This window comes from Shouchella oshimensis (genome assembly GCF_004375095.1).
GTDB classification, from domain to species: Bacteria; Bacillota; Bacilli; order Bacillales; family Bacillaceae_D; genus Shouchella; species Shouchella oshimensis.
Genome location: NZ_SNUX01000001.1, coordinates 884053 through 901221, shown reverse-complemented (window position 1 = coordinate 901221; position 17169 = coordinate 884053). Strand labels below are relative to the sequence as shown.

Below are 17169 nucleotides of genomic sequence, written 5' to 3'. Positions count from 1 at the left end.
CACTTTAACAATTTCTTGTGGTCCTATAAATGGAAAACAGTATATTGACCCAAGCCCCTGTATGTGTAAGAAGTGTTGAAAATGAGCTTATCGAACGTCTCTGTGTTACTTGTATGGTTCATCTCTCCATACTTCGTTCTAGTCGTTCACAAAGGAGCGATGCGATTGGATCAAGGTAAAAAGGATCATTACTGCAAAAATGACGGCTAAGGAGGAAGATGATTGAAAAAGATTTTAATGATTGGCTGTTTGCTTCTCACGTTAGCTGCGTGTGAACAAGGAAAAGGCACATCAGATGAAATACAGACAGCAGACGATGTGAAAGTATTAAAGTTAGGTCATGATTTAGGAAAGGATCATCCGGTTCACCTAGCATTAACAAAATTTGCAGACATAGTAAAAGAACGTTCGGGTGGTAAGGTTGTAGTAGACATGTTTTCTAACGGTGTTTTAGGCAATGAACGTGAAATGTTGGAGCAAATTCAGGGTGGAGGATTGGACATTACAAAAGTTAGCGCAGCCTCTCTTGAAAGTTTTGCGCCACAGTATTCGATCTTTAGTTTACCGTATTTATTCGATGATGAGGCACATTATTTTCAATCAATGGATTCAGAGGCAGTGAATGATTTATTCATGTCAACTAAAGACAAAGGGTTTATTGGACTAACGTGGTTTGATTCGGGCTCGCGTAATTTTTATACAGCAGACAAACCAATTTTGCATCCGGATGATTTAAAAGGACTAAAAATTCGTGTCATAGATAGTCGTACTCAAATCGAGATGTTAAGAGCATTAGGCGGAGCAGCTACACCAATGCCGTACGGTGAAATTTACACTGCTTTGCAATCTGGCGTCATTGACGGTGCTGAAAGTAATCCAACTGCATTAACTACGGGAAAACATGGTGAGGTAGCGAAAGCATTTTCATTTGATGAACATACTCGTATTCCAGATGTTGTTGTGATGGGCAGCCATGTGTGGAACGATTTAACAGAAGAAGAACAGAACCTATTAAAAGATGCTGCTGAAGAGTCAACTGACTATCAAAAAGAGATTTGGGCTGAAGCGGTAGAAGTTGCGATCGAAGAAGCAAAGAATGCAGGAGTCGAATTTTATTACCCAGAAAAAGAGCCATTTCGCGAAGCGGCTAGCCCATTATACGAAGAATATCGTAAAGATAAAGATCTTGCAACACTATTAGATGCGTTTAATGATAGTCGCTGAAGGTGAGAAGAAGAGAGGTGTGAATATAGATGCTTTCAACGGTCAAAACGATTAAAGTATGTTTAAACCGTTCCATTATGATGGTTGCTTCACTGTTCATCGTGATTTTAGTTTGTAGTGCATTATGGCAAATTGTTAGCAGATATGTGTTAGGTTCTCCAAGTATTATAACAGAAGAACTTTCTCGCTTTCTTCTTATATGGGCAGCCATGTTAGGTGCTGCCTATGCATTCGGTTCAAAAGAACAATTAGCAATTGTATTCTTAAAATCGAAACTAACTGGAGTTAAGAGAAAAGCAGTCGATGTATTCATTGACTTTAGTGTCATTATTTTTGCTGGAGCGGTTTTAGTTAAAGGTGGCTATAGCCTTGTTACTCAAACCATTACTCAAACTTCTGCCATTCTTGAGATTCCAATGGGTTATGTTTATGCCATTCTTCCACTAACAGGTGTGTTAATCATTGTCTATCAATTATTAAACGTATTGGAAAGGCATGGGCAGCATCATTCGTCAGGTGAAGAGATAAATACGCCTAAACAGACACGGATAAGTAAATCGTAGGGGGCATCTATAAATGGATATAGCAGTAGTAGCAGTCATACTTCTTTTTGGAACATTTTTCTTGTTTCTTGCTTTAGGTGTTCCCATTTCCATAAGCATTGGTCTTTCATCTGTTATATCTGTTATGGTAGCGACACCACTAGACGTTATACTCTATACGAGTGCGCAACGTCTATTCTCAGGGATGAACAGTTTTGCGCTTTTAGCAATTGTCTTTTTTATTATGTCTGGGAGTATTATGAATAACGGTGGTATCGCATTGAGATTAATTAATTTAGCGAAGTTAATAGCAGGAAGGCTGCCTGGCTCACTTGCGCATACAAATGTCGTTGGAAATATATTATTTGGCTCTATTTCTGGGTCTGCAGTCGCTTCTGCGGCAGCTATCGGAAGCGTGATGGCTCCTTTACAAGCGAAAGAGGGGTATCATAAAGGGTTCTCCGCAGCTGTTAACATAACATCTTCACCAGTAGGTATTCTCATTCCACCTAGTGGCGTTTTAATTCTTTATTCGCTTGTTAGTGGTGGAACCTCGGTTTCAGCATTATTTATGGCTGGATATCTACCAGGAATTTTAATGGGATTAACTGTTATGATCGTAGCATACTTCATTTCTAAGAAGAATCAATATACCATTTCCGAAAAAATTGGGTTGAAAGAAGCAAACCGGATTGTTTTACAATCTATCCCTAGCTTACTTTTAATTATAATCGTAATTGGAGGCATTGTAGGTGGTATATTTACTGCTACAGAAGGTGCAGCAGTAGCCGTTTTCTACTCTCTTATTCTATCACTCATCTATCGCTCCTTAACGTGGGCGCATCTTCCAAAGATCTTTGGCGAAACAATCGTAATGACAGGAATAGTTTTATTTTTAGTTGCGGTATCATCTATTATGTCATGGGCAATGGCATTAACAGGCATGCCAGATGCGATTAGCAGTGGTTTATTAAGTGTGTCTGATAATCGCTATATAGTGTTGTTTATCATGATGATTCTGTTGTTAATTGTCGGTATTTTCATGGATCTCACACCAGCTATATTAATTTTTACACCAATTTTCTTACCGATTGTCGTGCAATTAGGGGTGGACCCTGTTCATTTTGGCATTATGATGGTTTTTAATTTGGCTATAGGCGCTATGACACCTCCAGTAGGGAGTGTTTTATTTATAGGCTGTAGCGTGGGAAAAGTCTCAATTGAAGAAGTGATCAAACCATTGAGCTACTTCTTCGTTGCGCTCGTGGCCGCACTATTTTTAGTCGTTTATATTCCCTCTATTACGCTAGTGATACCTAAGCTCTTTAACTTATTATAACGGGACAAAATAGATAGCAGGAGGAATACAGAAAATAAAAGCTTACTTACTTAATAGAGTTGGTATGGACAAGACATAGGCAGCAAGCGCTTTTTGAAAGTGTTAGACTGCCTTTCTTGTTTTTAATCTATTGCAACAACAGGTTACAGCATGCTATAATCGCTAAGGAATAAAATGAGAGACTTTAACATACTAAACAAGGGGCCTTAGCTCAGCTGGGAGAGCGCTTCGCTGGCAGCGAAGAGGTCAGGGGTTCGAGCCCCCTAGGCTCCATCGAATTGAAGATAGACAAGAAAAGCACTGATATAGGTGTTTTTTTGTCTAAAGAAAGATAGGAGAAATTTAGCATCCCTTTACTATTAACACTAGTAGAGAAGATTTACGTATCATACTCGTAACAATGTAAGTGTTGGGAAAACAGACTGGGATTTATAGTCAGTCCTAGTGGAAGTAATTCGTATACTTTGACACCAATTATTCCTAAAAAAATAATATGGCGAGGTTCGAGCCTCCTAGGCCCCATGTTAAAAAAGTACTTTCTTAATGGAAAGTACTTTTTTGTATGCACTTATGATATTCGTTCTGTTCTCTGCTATACTTAAATTGATAAAAATAAACATTGTAACGACTTATTTGAAAATAAATCACATGATATTGATAAAAATAAACATAATTATGTTGACATATGTCGAAATATGTTTTAAATTAACAATGAAAGGTGTTATAAATAAACATGAAAGCAAAAGAAAGAAAAGCATTTATAAAACAATTTGTTGATGAACAAGGAAAAGTAGAAATAGACGAGCTTGCAGAACAGCTTCAAGTGTCGCAAATGACGATTCGGAGAGATTTAACACAGTTAGAGGCGGAGAATCAAGTTATTCGTACACCTGGTGGAGCGGTACCTCAAAAAGCGTTAATTCGAGAAACACCATATGCCAGAAAAGAAGTAGAACAACTGCAAGCAAAAAGAAAAATAGCCCAAAAAGCAATTGCACTAATCGCACCAAACTCAACCATTCTTTTGGATTCAGGTACGACTACACTTGAAGTAGCGCGATTAATAAAAGACCGAGCGGATTTAACGGTGGTGACAAATGATATTAAGATTGCGGCTGAACTCGTTCATTCTTCCGTAACGTGCATTGTGACCGGTGGTGAAGTACAGCCTGATGTTGGCGCTCTTTACGGTAGTCAAGCACAAGCGTTAATCGAATCCATCCACGTTGATTTGTTCTTACTCGGTGCTCATGCGGTACATGCAGTGTCAGGCATTATGGCACCGACGCTAGAAAAAGCAAGAATGAAGCAATTAATGATTGAAGCGGCACGAGAGACGTGGTTGCTTTGTGATTCAAGTAAGTTTGAACAGAAGTCATTTGCACATGTGAGTGAGCTTAATAAAGTAGAAGGCATTATCACAGATAAAGATCAGTCATTGAACGGGCTGGAGTACTATCATGAAACTGTCATTCAAGTTGACTTAGTAGAGTAGAAGAAAGGGGTTTGAGCGAGATGAAGGTTGGCGTAATCGCAGATGATTTAACCGGGGCTAATGCATCTGGCGTCAAGCTAGTAAAGCAAGGTTTTCAAGCGACGACGATTGTTCATAGTGCAAGCTTGCCAGCTAATAGTTATTTTGATGCTGTGGTAATGGATACCGATAGTCGTTATATTGATCAACCAATCGCAAAACAACGTGTGAGTCGAGCAATGAACGAGTTGCTAGCATGGGGAGCGGATATTTTTACGAAGCGAATTGATAGCACATTTCGTGGAAACATTGGTATCGAGATTGATGAAATGCTTGCATTAATGCCGAAAGATGCAATTAGTATCGTGATGCCGTCATTTCCGGAATCAGGTAGGACAATGGCAGGTGGGTATCTCTTATTAGACGGTGTGCCGTTGCAAGAAACCTATGTGTCAAAAGATCCAATTGCTCCCATTACCGAATCTTTTATACCAGATTTGCTTGCTGAACAAACGATGCATCAAGTTGGTTTCGTACCTTTAAGTACAGTAATGAAAGCGGAATCAGACATTTGTAACAGCTTACAATTGGAAATAGACAAAGGTAAACGAGTGATGGTTGTTGATGCGATGACGACCGAGCAGGTTGAAAAAGTGGCTAACGCATTGACGTTATTAAAAAGAACCATTCTTTGTGCAGACCCGGGACCGTTAACGGCGAATTACGCGCGGGCAATGGTTCAAAAAGAACAGCAAAATGGCACAATTCTCGTTTCCGTAGGGAGCGCTACAAGTTTAACTGGAGAACAGTTGGCCTATTTAATCGACAAAACAGGATCAACACCTGTTTATGTTGATCCAGAAAAGCTTGCGAGTTACACCGAGACTTGGGATGAAGAAGTAGAACGCGCAACACATGCGGCACTAGAGCAATCGAAGGTAGACCGAATTCTGATTGTAACAACTCACAAAAGCGGGCAAAAGCTTGTTCCTTTAAAAGAAAAGGCACTTGTAGAAGGAAAAAGTGCAGATGCCCTCGCTAAGCGTATTACTGATGGGCTAGCAACAATTAGCCGAAAATTGCTTACTCAAGAGCAGATGTCATACGCAGGTTGCTTTACAAGTGGCGGAGATGTAACGGCTTCGGTTTGTGCTCTAGGACGCGCAAATGGGATTGCTTTGAAAGATGAAGTGATGCCGTTAGCTGCATATGGCACTTTTGATGGTGGCTATTTCGATGGATTGCCTGTCGTGACTAAAGGTGGATTAATTGGCGATAAAAAAGCCATTTATGAATGTGTAAAGTTTATTGATCAAGCAGCAACAAAAATAGGAGGATGATGAGAATGAAACCAGTTATTGCCATTACAATGGGAGACCCAGCAGGAATTGGACCAGAGATTACTCTTGGTTCTTTAAATAAAAAAGAGATTTATGATCTATGCACGCCAGTTGTTATAGGGAATGCTAGAGTCTTAGAAAACTTATTTTCGGTAAAAGAAGTTGATTTCACATTAAATAAGATTGAAAAGCCGAGTGAAGCAAAAGGCGAGTTCGGTACAGTGGATATTATTGACTTTCCTGACTTACCGGAATATGAGTTTGGTCAAGTGAATGCAGCGAATGGAGAGGCTGCTTTTCAATACATTAAGCATGCTGCTGAATTGTGCCAATCTAATGAAGCCCAAGCAATGGCAACAGCGCCTATTAACAAAGAATCGTTAAAAGCAGCAAAGGTTCCTTACATTGGGCATACTGAAATGTTAGCTGGTATTGCGAACATTGATGACCCGTTAACGATGTTCGAAGTACGTAATATGCGAATCTTTTTCTTAACTCGTCACTTATCTTTGAAAGATGCAATTGGGCAAATGACAAAGGAACGCGTACACGATTATCTTGTTCGTTGTGATGCTGCGCTTCAGCAGTTAGGTGTTGAGAACCGAAAGTTTGCTGTAGCGGGATTGAACCCACATAGCGGAGAAAATGGTCTTTTCGGAACTGAAGAAATGGATGAGATTAAACCTGGAATTGAGCTTGCGAAAGAAAGCGGTATTGATGCGGTTGGACCGGTACCGGCTGACTCTGTATTCTTCCAAGCCTTAAATGGACGTTATGATGCAGTTCTTTCTCTTTATCATGATCAAGGGCACATTGCAGCAAAAATGACAGACTTCCACCGTACAATCTCCATTACAAACGGTCTACCGTTCCTAAGAACATCGGTTGATCATGGAACAGCTTTTGATATTGCAGGACAAGGTATCGCAAGCTCAGTTTCTATGGAAGAATCCATTAAATTAGCTGCTAAATACGCACCACATTTTGTAGGGAAATAAAGAAGAGTAATCGTGAAGGGCTATAAAAGCCCTTCACATAGTTTAGGAACAATTAAAGCGCTTACGCGTATTGGAGGACAGAAAAATGGACGTATCTGGTACACAAATGATACTAGGTCTTGTCATTGCAATTATCGTTTTAATCTTTTTAGTCGTAAAAACAAAGGTTCACGTGTTTTTAGCACTCATTATTGCGGCATCGATCACTGGATTAGTTGGCGGCATGACACCAACTGCCGTTGTAGACGCCATCACACAAGGTTTTGGAAATACGTTAGGCTCCATCGCGATTGTCATCGGTTTTGGTGTTATGATGGGACGTATTTTAGAAGTTTCAGGAGCTGCTGAACGGTTAGCTTATACTGTCGTAAAGTGGCTAGGAAGACGAAAAGAAGAATGGGCTATGGCTCTGACTGGCTATATTGTGTCTATCCCCATTTTTGTAGACTCGGCATTCATCATTTTAAGTCCACTTGCGAAAGCGTTATCAAAGAAAACAGGGCGCTCTATCGTAACGCTTGCGGTTGCATTAGCTGGTGGTGCGGTTGTTATTCACAGTGCGGTTCCTCCGACACCCGGTCCATTAGGCGTAGCTGGAATCTTTGATATTGATATTGGTTGGATGATTATTACAGGTATGCTGTTTGCCATTCCAATTGTTATTGCAATGGTGCTCTACGCGAAATGGTTAGGAAAACGCATTTACCAAATTCCAAGTGAAGATGGAATGGATTGGATTCGTCCTGAAAAAGAAGTAACAATTGAAGATTGGATTGACGAAAAAGAAAACAAAGACTTACCGTCATTGTTACGGTCGGCTTTACCGATTTTTGTTCCTGTGTTCTTAATCTTTTTAAACACAACGACTGCCGCAATGGATGTAAGTGGCATGTGGGTTGAATATGTACAGTTCTTTGGGTCACCTGTTATTGCAGTAGGAATTGGTGTATTACTAGCCATTTATGGATTGTTTGGACACGTTCAGCGTTCGGAAGCACTCGATCGTATGGAGGAAGGGATTAAGCAAGCAGGTATCGTGTTACTTGTGACTGGAGCAGGTGGCGCATTAGGCTTTGTCCTTCGTTCAACGGGCGTTGGCGACCATATTGCAGAAATTGTCGTAAATACAGGAATTCCGGCGATTTTATTACCTTTCGTAGTGGCAACACTCGTTCGTTTTATTCAGGGTAGTGGAACCGTTGCAATGATTACAGCGGCATCGATAACAGCCCCTATTTTAGCGGGAATGGATGTTAATATGATATTGGCGGCTCAAGCAGCCGCGTTAGGCTCGCTGTTTTTCTCTTATTTTAATGATAGTCTATTCTGGGTGGTAAACCGAACAATTGGCATTAAGCAAGCAAAAGAACAAATTCTTGTCTGGTCTGTTCCAACAACAATCGCTTGGTTTGTTTCACTAATTATGCTTATCATTGCTGACTTCTTCTTTTAGAAGGAAAAGCTCGCATTCTTTTATGAATGCGGGCTTTTTTGTAGTTGAATAAATTCATTCAACTCTGGAATGATAACGGTACACGCCAAAAATGAGGTGAAAGAATTGCGATCTGTTACGATGTTTCAGCTGTTCCCAGTCATATTGCTCTCAAGTGGATTAATGAATCACGTTATCATGATGCCCATTCTTTTGCAGTTTGGTGAAAAAGATTCGTGGGTAGGTGTACTCTTCTCAGCGATATTCTTATTAATTTGGGTACCGGTTATTGTTTTTATTAATAAACGAACAAAGCAAGAGCATATTGTCGACTTTGTGAGCGCTCGCTCTTCTAGTGTATACGCTCTTTTATTTAGATCTTGGTTATTTCTTTATTTAACCGTTTTTAGTTATGCAACCCTTTATTCAACGATTAGTTGGACAACAAGTACATACTTACTGTTAACACCGAATCCTGTTTTAGCACTTCCTTACCTATTACTTTGTGGCATTGCTGCTTTTTATGGCATTCGCACTATTGCATTTACAGCAGGGATCCTGCTACCGATTGTTGTTTCTTTTGGATTTTTAGTTGGGATCGGAAACATAAAAGAAAAAGATTATACACTCTTACTACCTGTTTTTGAAAATGGGTATTGGGAAATGTTAGCAAGTGCTTTTTTAGCCACATGTGGTTTTGCTGAACTAATCTTTATACTGTTTATTCAACATCACGCTCGTACGAAGTTAAAGAAATCTCATTTATATATAGTTGCTTTTTTATTGTTTGGGCTTGCACTAGGTCCACTAGTAGGAGCCATAACAATCTTTGGAATTGAAGAGGCACAGCGCATGAAGTACCCAGCCTTTTCACAATGGAGAATATTAGAGTTAGGGAAATACTTAACAAGACTTGACTTTTTTTCGATTTTTCAATGGTTAGCAGGTGCATTTACGAGACAAGCGATAGGCTTGTACGTAGCTGCAGACTTATTAGGAAAGTCATCTCCAAAGGCTCGATTTATTACCATTATGACACTTTGCCTCTTATTGTGGTTAGCCTTATTTATTCCTTTAGATGAACCGATATTTTCTGTCTATCTCAGTCGATTTTATATGCCTTTCTCCCTCTTATTTACGTTTCTAACGCTGCTTTGGCTTTGGTTAGTCAGCTTTAAAAAAGTGAAAAAACCTAAGAAAAGGAGAAATCCAGATGGCGTATCCTTCTAAGCACATTTATCAGTCCATTCTAAAGAAGATTGAGACAAGCGATGATATTGTTAGTGAGCAACTCCCATTTAAAGAAGAAACGGTGGAGATGGTGTATTGCCATTCAATCGTTGATGTGAAAACATTAAACACCGTGACCATTCCTCTAATGTATGAATTGTATCATCAAAGCAACTCATCCTTTTTTAATCATTCATCATCACTTCATCGCCTTCAAGCAAGTAAAATCAGTGAGGACGCTAGTGAAGAAGAGATTATAAGGAACATATTTTCTGGCTTTGTCCTTTTTTACGATCAGAAGAATAATTTGCTCACGCAAATAGAATTGCCTCAGTTTCCTAAAAGAAAGCCAGAAGAATCAAATACAGAGATTTCATTTCGTGGTCCAAGGGATGGTTTTACAGAAGATGTTGAAGAGAATATAGCCCTTGTTCGAAAGCGACTACGTACAAGTGCCTTAGTAAATGAAACGTTTATAGTGGGAAAAAGAGGGCAAGTCCAACTATCGCTTCTTTATATGGAAGATATTGCACGTAAAGAAGTATTAAAAGACGTCCGATCTCAAATTCAGTCAATTGATACGGATTCTGTTCTAAGTTTAGCTGAAATAGAAGAAAGGTTAAGCAATACAAAGTTTACGTTTTTTCCTCTTACCGTTTTTTCAAGTAGGCCTGATTTTGTGTCTTCTTGTTTAGAGAATGGTCGCTTTGCAGTCCTTGTTGACGGTTCACCAGGAGCTGTTATTGCACCTGTAAATTTAATGTTTCTTCTAAAAACAGCAGAAGACCTTCATAATTCCTATCTTTCTGTTGCATTTCAACGCTTGTTACGAATGACGGGTTTAATACTTTCACTCCTTCTACCAGGATTTTGGATCGCATTAAACACGTTTCACGTTGATCAGCTTCCGCTTCCTTTCTTAGCAACAATTTATGTATCAAGACTTGGTTTACCTCTCTCCTCAGTTATGGAAATCTTTCTCATGATTGTGTTGTTCGAATTATTTAGAGAAGCAGGCACGACATTACCGAAATCCGTAGGACAAACGTTAGCTGTGGTAGGAGGTCTTATTATTGGAGATGCAGCCATTCGTGCAGGTCTAACGTCACCTACTATGCTCGTTGTTGTTGGGTTAACGGTTGTCTCCACATTTGCCATTACAAGCCAAGTTTTATCAGGAACCGTCTCCATCATTCGTATATACGTGCTTAGTTTATCAGCCTTTTTAGGGATGTTTGGCTTTTGTATTGCGCTCATTTCGATTATTGTTCATTTAGCTAGTTTAGAATCTTTTGGTATGCCTTATCTATCGCCTTTATCCCCTTTTAATAAAAAGGACTTTTTGTCATCTGTCCTAGTAAAACCATGGAAATGGCGTAAGCGAAGAGCAGAAACATTAAAGACGATTGACTCAACAAGGAGGAGGTAATGTGAAAAAATTGGTGCTCATGTTCGTTTTAGGCGCAATCTGTTTAAGTGCCTGTTGGGATTCGACTGATCTTCAAGATATTCAGTACATTACCGCCCTTGGCATTGACTATGATGAGGACGAAAAGGATTATGTCATATACGGACAGTCAGTGGATTTTGGTCAGCTTTCTGTGAATCAAGAAGGTATGAATCAAGAAAAATCAGGTGCTTGGGTAGGTAAAGCGAGAGGGGAAACAATCTTAATGGCTTTAGAGAATTTTAGCTCAAGATCCAACCAAGTTCTTCACTGGGGTCACGTTAATGTTATCGTTTATAATATGAACGCGCTTAAACACGAGCCGCTTATCGATATCAATGAGGGACTGTATCGCTTTCAACAAATTCGCACTACCCCTTGGGTGTTTGGCACTCAAGAAAACTTGGAAGATATTCTCCTTTTGACGAACATGTTTGGCGACATTGTTCATACCGAGCTGTTTAACCCAAATTCGGTTTACAAAGAACGAGCATTTATTGAACCACTTACATTGCACCAACTTATGCGCAATTTCCCAGAAAAAGGCCGTACCGTTGTGTTACCGAGAATTGGCGTTAACAAAAAAGAATTAAAAAATAACAATGGACAGAAAAAAGATTCCTTGTCTTCAGATGGTGCCATTTTGTTAAAGGGTGGGTCAGAAATAAGCGCGTTTACCGATCTTCAGCTTGCTGGCTTACGTTGGCTTACTTATCAAACCGACATTAGCCCACTCCAAATTGAAGAAGAGGGGAAAACAGTTGCAGCTTTAAATATCATTCGTCCAAAAAGTATAGTGGATATAGAAGTGATTAATGAAGAAGTGTATTTTGACTTGTATATTGACATCAATGCATCGCTTTTAGATTTTCCACCAGACGAAACCTTAGGTGCTTCTAAAACGATAAATGAACTTCTTGAACTTATTAAAGAAGCAATCGAAAAACAAATAAGAGACACGTATCGGCTTAGTTTGGAAGAAGGAAAAGATGTATACAGTTTAGAAAACCATTTTTATCGAAGTGACATTCGCTCGTATCAACGGTTAGAACAATCGTTTCAATTAAATGAATCCTCACTTAGAAACATTACGGTGAGCGCGGTTATTGAGCATACTGGTGAATATGAGTTCTATCGGGACCGTGTACCAAAGGAAGAGCAAAAGCGTTAATAAGAAATAGAGTAGGCGAATGCCTACTCTATTTGTTTAAAAAGCTTTCGGTTAACGGAGGAACCACTTGTTTTTTTCGTGATACAACGCCAGGAAGTGACGCTATATGTTGAATTAAAGAAGTGTTGAATGCTTCTTCAAAAACAGCCGTTTTTTCTCCAATTACGAAAGCTGTGGAATTGTTTTCTAAGATGTCCGTGATAATTAACACGTAAAGATCCAAGTTTTTTGCTTTAATCGTACTGTTTATTTCCGTCTCAAGCTCTTGTTTTCTTGTTAAAATCTCTTGAATATCAACGGTGTTCACTTGTGCAATTTCTACTGAAAAATCATTCATTGAGAATTCTTTTGCATCAATTGTCAACAGTTCTTTTGATGTTTTACTAGAAACATCTGCTCCTGCTTTTAACATATTTAAGCCATAGGTTGCAGCTTCAATTTCGGCAATACGCTCTAATTCTTTTGCAACTGCTACGTCTTCCTCCGTACACGTTGGGGATTTAAAGAGAAGAGAGTCTGAAATAATAGCAGAAAGCATCAGTCCCGCTATATGTTTAGGAATGGACAATCCTTTTTCTTGATAAATTTTGTAAATAATTGTTGCTGTGCAACCAACAGGTTCTGCACGATAATAAACTGGGTCTGCTGTTTCAAAATTAGCAATGCGGTGATGGTCAATCACTTCACGAACATGAACGCTATCTATATCATCAACACTTTGCTGACGCTCGTTATGATCGACTAAAATGACTTCTTTTGTCTCATTTGAGGCAGATTGAATGAAACGCGGTGCCTCTACTTGAAACGTTTCAAGGGCATAAGCAGTTTCGCTACTTATTTCTCCTAAGCGAACGGCTTCTACTTGATAGCCTAATTGGGATTTAAGATCTGCATATGCAATAGCAGAACAAATCGTGTCTGTGTCTGGATTTTTGTGACCGAAAATTAACAGGTTTGACATTGGTTTATGACTCCTTTTGTCCATAAGTTATAATCTACCCTATCATATCATGTTCAAATGGGCTAGGTTAAGACATGCTTCAACGTTTACTGACAAAAATTCATATTTGTTCGTGATTTGCTTTGCATTACTATTTAAAAAGCGTATAATAGAAGAGATGTGAAAAGGACAAGGGTTGTTCAAGAATTAGCCATAACTTCTTGACAAGCAAACGACAGTTTTGTCAGCTTCTTTCTACGTTCAAAGTTTATGATAAAATGAAGGTATTCTTTTAACGAATCATACTAACAGATGGGGGGGAAGAGAGGATTGCGGTCAATAAAAATAGAAAAGAAAGCCTCTCTTGCTGCGCCTAAGCAGGCATTCTCACAAGTATTATCAGAAACATTAAAGACGGGGATTATAAAATCAAACTTATTAGCAATGATTGCTGGTCTAAGTCTGGCGCTCTATGTAAGTGGGACAACACTTAACGAGCGTTTTATGGAAATACTATTTGCTGTCATTGGTTCAGCACTGGTTATAGGAGCTGCAGGAGCTTTTAATAACTTATATGACAGAGATATTGACGCCATTATGGATCGAACGAAAAATAGACCGACGGTTACAGGGAGAATGCAGCCATTAAATGCGCTAATTCTAGGGATTTCATTATCGCTAGTTGGAATTCTTTTGCTGCTGTTAGCGACACCACTTGCTGCTTTGTTTGGTTTCTTAGGTCTGTTTTTGTATGTTGTTCCTTATACAATGTGGTCAAAGAGACGGACGATCTACAACACGGAAATTGGGAGTATTGGTGGAGCCGTTCCGCCATTAATTGGTTGGGCTGCCATTTCTCCAGATTTATTACACCCAGCTATTTTAGGACTTTTTGTTGTCATGGTTATTTGGCAAATGCCGCATTTTTATGCGATTGCGATACGTAGACATGATGAGTATAAAGCAGCAAACGTACCAATGCTACCAGTTGTAAAAGGGTTTAGACGTACGTACGTGCAAACGAACATTTATTTAGTTGCCCTTATAGCTGCAAGTTTTTTATTTGTGTCAGTAAGTTGGGTGATTACAGTTGTTGCATTTCTTTTAGCATTCGCTTGGCTTATTATGAGCATTGTTGGGCATAAGCGAATGGAACCTAAGAAGTGGGCGACGTTTATGTTTGTTTTCTCATTAAACCATTTGGTTCTTTTATTTGCCGTCATCATCGGCTTCTCTATGCTAGCTCCATTGTTCTAATAAAAAAGAGGTGCCTTGTATAATCGCAAGGCACCTTTTATTCAGTACATATCAAATGAATGCCTAATGTTAGGGTGATTATTATGGAAGAAACAAATTGGGTTTTAGTTGTCATCCCCATTGTCATTGCGGCTTTAATGGGAAGTGCGGCTCTTATTATTCGAATGAAAGCTGCCAAAAGGCCGACTTCAGCAAGACGAATTATGATTCCCCCTCTCGCTATGTCTACAGGAGCACTCATGTTCCTTTATGAACCAACTCGACCTCCATTATTTTACGTCATTGAAGCAGTGGTTGTTGGATTTATTTTCTCTCTCATATTGATTTACACGTCTAAATTTGAAATTCGTGATGGCGATATTTATTTAAAGCGCTCAAAGGCATTTGCTTATATTCTTGTTATCCTGCTACTTGTTCGTATTGTTTTTCGGTTAGTTGTCGGCCAGAACATTGATCCAGCCGAGCTATCAGGTATGTTTTTTATTTTGGCATTTTCCATGCTCTTGCCTTGGAGAATTGCGATGCTAAGACGTTACGCGAAGCTTAAGCAAAATCTGAATCAGTATCCTACTTCGTAACATTCGCATTTTGCAAACAGAGACGGTATACTATTAACAGAGAAATAATGGAAAGGAGGATGAACAAAAATGGACTTTTTTACGGAGTACTATAACATTTTCAGAGGTATACACGAAGGTTCTTGGGCATTTCTAGTTGTCCTTTTTATTGTTGCGTTTGTTTTATATAGAAGTAGAAAATTGAAAGCAGCTACAATCTTACATATGATTACAAGACTATTCTATCTCTTTATGCTTGTATCTGGAATAGGGATGTTGGTTGCGCTTAACTTTAATCTCTTCTACGTTGTAAAAGGTCTTCTAGCTGTATTAGTGATTGGATTTATGGAAATGGCGGCTGGAAAGGCAAAGCGGAATGAAAATAGTCTTGGTTCGCTGTTTATCGTTCTTGTGTTAGTACTAGTTGTGGTATTAATGGGATTTGGTGTCATTAATTTCTAATTACTGAAATACGGTTTTGAAGCGCTTTGAGTTGGACGTTCTTCTTTTATGATTAAGCTGCTATTCTAGTTGCTTAGTCAAAGATGCCATTCAGTTAGTACACATCGTTTAGCTGTAATGAGCTCATAAAGAAGACGCTGCTCATGCGCTTTTTTTGTTAATTGGTTGATTCTAGTGTAAATAAAGGAGAAAAAGAATATGGCTGAAGTCGATTTATCACTCATGCTCGTTTTATTAATTGGGTCGTTTATTCCATTAGTGGAATACATGATTGCAGTCCCGGTAGGTGTCATTTTGATGGGAGAGCCTGTTATCCCTGTAGTCATTGTTTCCATTATCGGGAATAGCTTTGGTGTAGTTGCTATTGTTCTTTTAGGTGACAAAATTCGTTCACTTATGGTGAAGCGAGCAAAAGAAAAAGGAGAAGAAAAGCCAAATAGACGAAAAGAAAAAACGCAGAAGTACTTAGAGAAGTATGGTATGCCTGGAGTTGGTATCTTAGGGTCTTTTTTGCTAAGTAGTCATTTATCGGCTGCTACGGCTGTAGCGTTAGGTGTACCAAAAGGTTTGGCTATTTTTTGGACGTTAGTAGGGGTTGTCATTTGGGCAATTGTGTTTGGAATTGTTTCTGTTTATGCGAGTCACTGGTTTGAACCATTCTTTGGGCCTCAAGCTGGAGGAAGAGTAGTGTAAAGTTGTCACTACTCTTCTTTCCCCCATACTGAGTAAAACCCTTTAATTTCTTCTTCACTTAACTCGAATAAGTGTCGATCATTTATTTTATAGATCCCTTGTTGTATCAGTTTGTCAATTAATTGATCGGTCTGGTTTAGTTGCTTTTCTATCATGATGATCACTCCCAGTTTAGTTATTCCACTATCTGTGGAAACTAAAACGCGATTATGGAAATGATTTCAAAAGATCTGTTCGTCTAAGTTTGTAGCGTGGACGTAACAGGATAAGTTTACGAGGAGAGTAGGATGAACAGTATTCAAAAAACGCCACTGCGCGTAAGTGTGCTACTTGTTGTGGCTTTTTTCGTAGTTTTCTTAACTTACCGAACCACCGTTGTAACCGCCTTTGATCGTGCCATTCTATCATGGTTTGAACAAAATCGTACAGATGGTTTGCTTATGCTAATGGATGGCCTGGCTTTTGTTGGCTCAACAAAAATGGTTGTCATCTTAGGAATTTTGCTCATAACGTTTTTGTTGGTCAGCCGTTCTCCACTTAAAGACGTCTCTTTCTCAGCATCGGTATTGCTTACAACAGGTATTTTAAATACTGCTGCAAAATACAGCGTGGCTCGGGTTAGACCAGAAGAATTTATGATTATTGAACTGTCGACTTATAGTTTTCCTAGCGGACATACAATGGGGGCTGTATCCTTTTATAGCGTAGTCGCTTTTCTTATTTGGAAACGAAGTGAACGTCGATCTATTCGTTTTGCTATTTGTAGTTTTTCAATAATGATGATTGTATTAATGGGACTATCAAGAGTTTACTTGGGGGTGCATTTCCCGACAGATGTACTGGGGGGGTTCTTCCTTAGTGGCGCCATTCTAACGTTCTTTTATTGGTTTTACTATAAACGGGATAAACATAGCTCCTTATGAGCTATGTTTTTTTGTATGCACATGTAACGGTCTTTCTAATTAATAATGATATTCTTTCTCATTTACTCTTGACTCTCACGTGTGAGGTGGTAGAATGGGAATGTAATTGATAATGAGTATCACTATTAAAGAGAGGGAGG

The 17169-nt window shown here is 39.0% G+C and carries 17 protein-coding genes and 1 tRNA gene; 16 read left to right on the top strand and 2 right to left on the bottom strand.

Annotated features, from left to right (window positions below; translation table 11 throughout):
• The first annotated feature begins 222 nt into the window (after nt 1–222).
• The 11 genes from E2L03_RS04690 (at nt 223) to E2L03_RS04640 (ending at nt 12197) form a co-directional block, all read left to right on the top strand.
• A complete protein-coding gene (locus E2L03_RS04690; protein WP_134258633.1) occupies nt 223–1224 on the top strand; it encodes a TRAP transporter substrate-binding protein in 1002 nt (333 codons plus the stop codon).
• 29 nt (nt 1225–1253) lie between these two features.
• Nucleotides 1254–1787 carry a TRAP transporter small permease gene (locus tag E2L03_RS04685; protein ID WP_051667598.1) on the top strand — a complete coding sequence of 178 codons (534 nt, stop codon included), beginning with the start codon at nt 1254–1256 and terminating at the stop codon, nt 1785–1787.
• A 13-nt stretch (nt 1788–1800) separates the two neighbouring features.
• Nucleotides 1801–3105, top strand: coding sequence for a TRAP transporter large permease (locus tag E2L03_RS04680; protein WP_038482319.1), 1305 nt, complete (start codon nt 1801–1803; stop codon nt 3103–3105).
• A gap of 200 nt (nt 3106–3305) precedes the next feature.
• Nucleotides 3306–3378: transfer RNA gene (locus E2L03_RS04675), tRNA-Ala, on the top strand.
• A gap of 460 nt (nt 3379–3838) precedes the next feature.
• Nucleotides 3839–4600 (top strand): DeoR/GlpR family DNA-binding transcription regulator, encoded by a 762-nt coding sequence (locus tag E2L03_RS04670; RefSeq protein WP_134258632.1) that lies wholly within the window; start codon nt 3839–3841, stop codon nt 4598–4600.
• A 20-nt stretch (nt 4601–4620) separates the two neighbouring features.
• Entirely contained in the window at nt 4621–5919 is a 1299-nt protein-coding gene (locus E2L03_RS04665) for a four-carbon acid sugar kinase family protein (protein ID WP_134258631.1), read from the top strand.
• A complete protein-coding gene (gene pdxA / locus E2L03_RS04660; RefSeq protein WP_038482164.1) occupies nt 5919–6917 on the top strand; it encodes a 4-hydroxythreonine-4-phosphate dehydrogenase PdxA in 999 nt (332 codons plus the stop codon). Before E2L03_RS04665 ends, pdxA begins: the two co-directional genes overlap by 1 nt.
• A gap of 85 nt (nt 6918–7002) precedes the next feature.
• On the top strand, nt 7003–8370 hold the full coding sequence (locus E2L03_RS04655) for a GntP family permease (protein ID WP_038482162.1): 1368 nt from the start codon (nt 7003–7005) through the stop codon (nt 8368–8370).
• Between the two features lie 105 nt (nt 8371–8475).
• Nucleotides 8476–9579 (top strand): endospore germination permease, encoded by a 1104-nt coding sequence (locus E2L03_RS04650; protein ID WP_051667586.1) that lies wholly within the window; start codon nt 8476–8478, stop codon nt 9577–9579.
• Nucleotides 9563–11008, top strand: a complete 1446-nt coding sequence (locus E2L03_RS04645) for a spore germination protein (RefSeq protein WP_051667585.1) — start codon at nt 9563–9565, stop codon at nt 11006–11008. The genes E2L03_RS04650 and E2L03_RS04645 overlap by 17 nt, the downstream gene beginning before the upstream one ends.
• A 1-nt stretch (nt 11009) precedes the next feature.
• Entirely contained in the window at nt 11010–12197 is a 1188-nt protein-coding gene (locus E2L03_RS04640; RefSeq protein WP_095150553.1) for a Ger(x)C family spore germination protein, read from the top strand.
• A 28-nt stretch (nt 12198–12225) separates the two neighbouring features.
• Here E2L03_RS04640 and E2L03_RS04635 read toward each other — a convergent pair whose 3' ends face one another.
• On the bottom strand, nt 12226–13158 hold the full coding sequence (locus E2L03_RS04635; protein ID WP_134258630.1) for a manganese-dependent inorganic pyrophosphatase: 933 nt from the start codon (nt 13156–13158) through the stop codon (nt 12226–12228).
• 309 nt (nt 13159–13467) lie between these two features.
• Here E2L03_RS04635 and cyoE point away from each other — a divergent pair, with 309 nt between their 5' ends.
• The 4 genes from cyoE (at nt 13468) to E2L03_RS04615 (ending at nt 16106) form a co-directional block, all read left to right on the top strand.
• Nucleotides 13468–14394 carry a heme o synthase gene (gene cyoE / locus E2L03_RS04630; protein ID WP_236702473.1) on the top strand — a complete coding sequence of 309 codons (927 nt, stop codon included), beginning with the start codon at nt 13468–13470 and terminating at the stop codon, nt 14392–14394.
• 83 nt (nt 14395–14477) lie between these two features.
• On the top strand, nt 14478–14972 hold the full coding sequence (locus tag E2L03_RS04625) for a CcdC family protein (RefSeq protein WP_038482152.1): 495 nt from the start codon (nt 14478–14480) through the stop codon (nt 14970–14972).
• Between the two features lie 69 nt (nt 14973–15041).
• Nucleotides 15042–15413 carry a DUF1516 family protein gene (locus tag E2L03_RS04620; RefSeq protein WP_038482148.1) on the top strand — a complete coding sequence of 124 codons (372 nt, stop codon included), beginning with the start codon at nt 15042–15044 and terminating at the stop codon, nt 15411–15413.
• A gap of 198 nt (nt 15414–15611) precedes the next feature.
• Complete coding sequence (locus tag E2L03_RS04615) at nt 15612–16106, top strand: small multi-drug export protein (protein WP_038482145.1); 495 nt, start codon at nt 15612–15614, stop codon at nt 16104–16106.
• A gap of 8 nt (nt 16107–16114) precedes the next feature.
• On the opposite strand, the gene E2L03_RS04610 is transcribed toward E2L03_RS04615, so the two are convergent.
• Complete coding sequence (locus E2L03_RS04610) at nt 16115–16261, bottom strand: Fur-regulated basic protein FbpA (RefSeq protein WP_078440069.1); 147 nt, start codon at nt 16259–16261, stop codon at nt 16115–16117.
• Nucleotides 16262–16393: 132 nt separating this feature from the next.
• Between E2L03_RS04610 and E2L03_RS04605 the strand changes: the two genes are divergently transcribed.
• Nucleotides 16394–17029, top strand: a complete 636-nt coding sequence (locus E2L03_RS04605; protein ID WP_124742382.1) for a phosphatase PAP2 family protein — start codon at nt 16394–16396, stop codon at nt 17027–17029.
• The last annotated feature ends 140 nt before the right edge of the window (nt 17030–17169 follow it).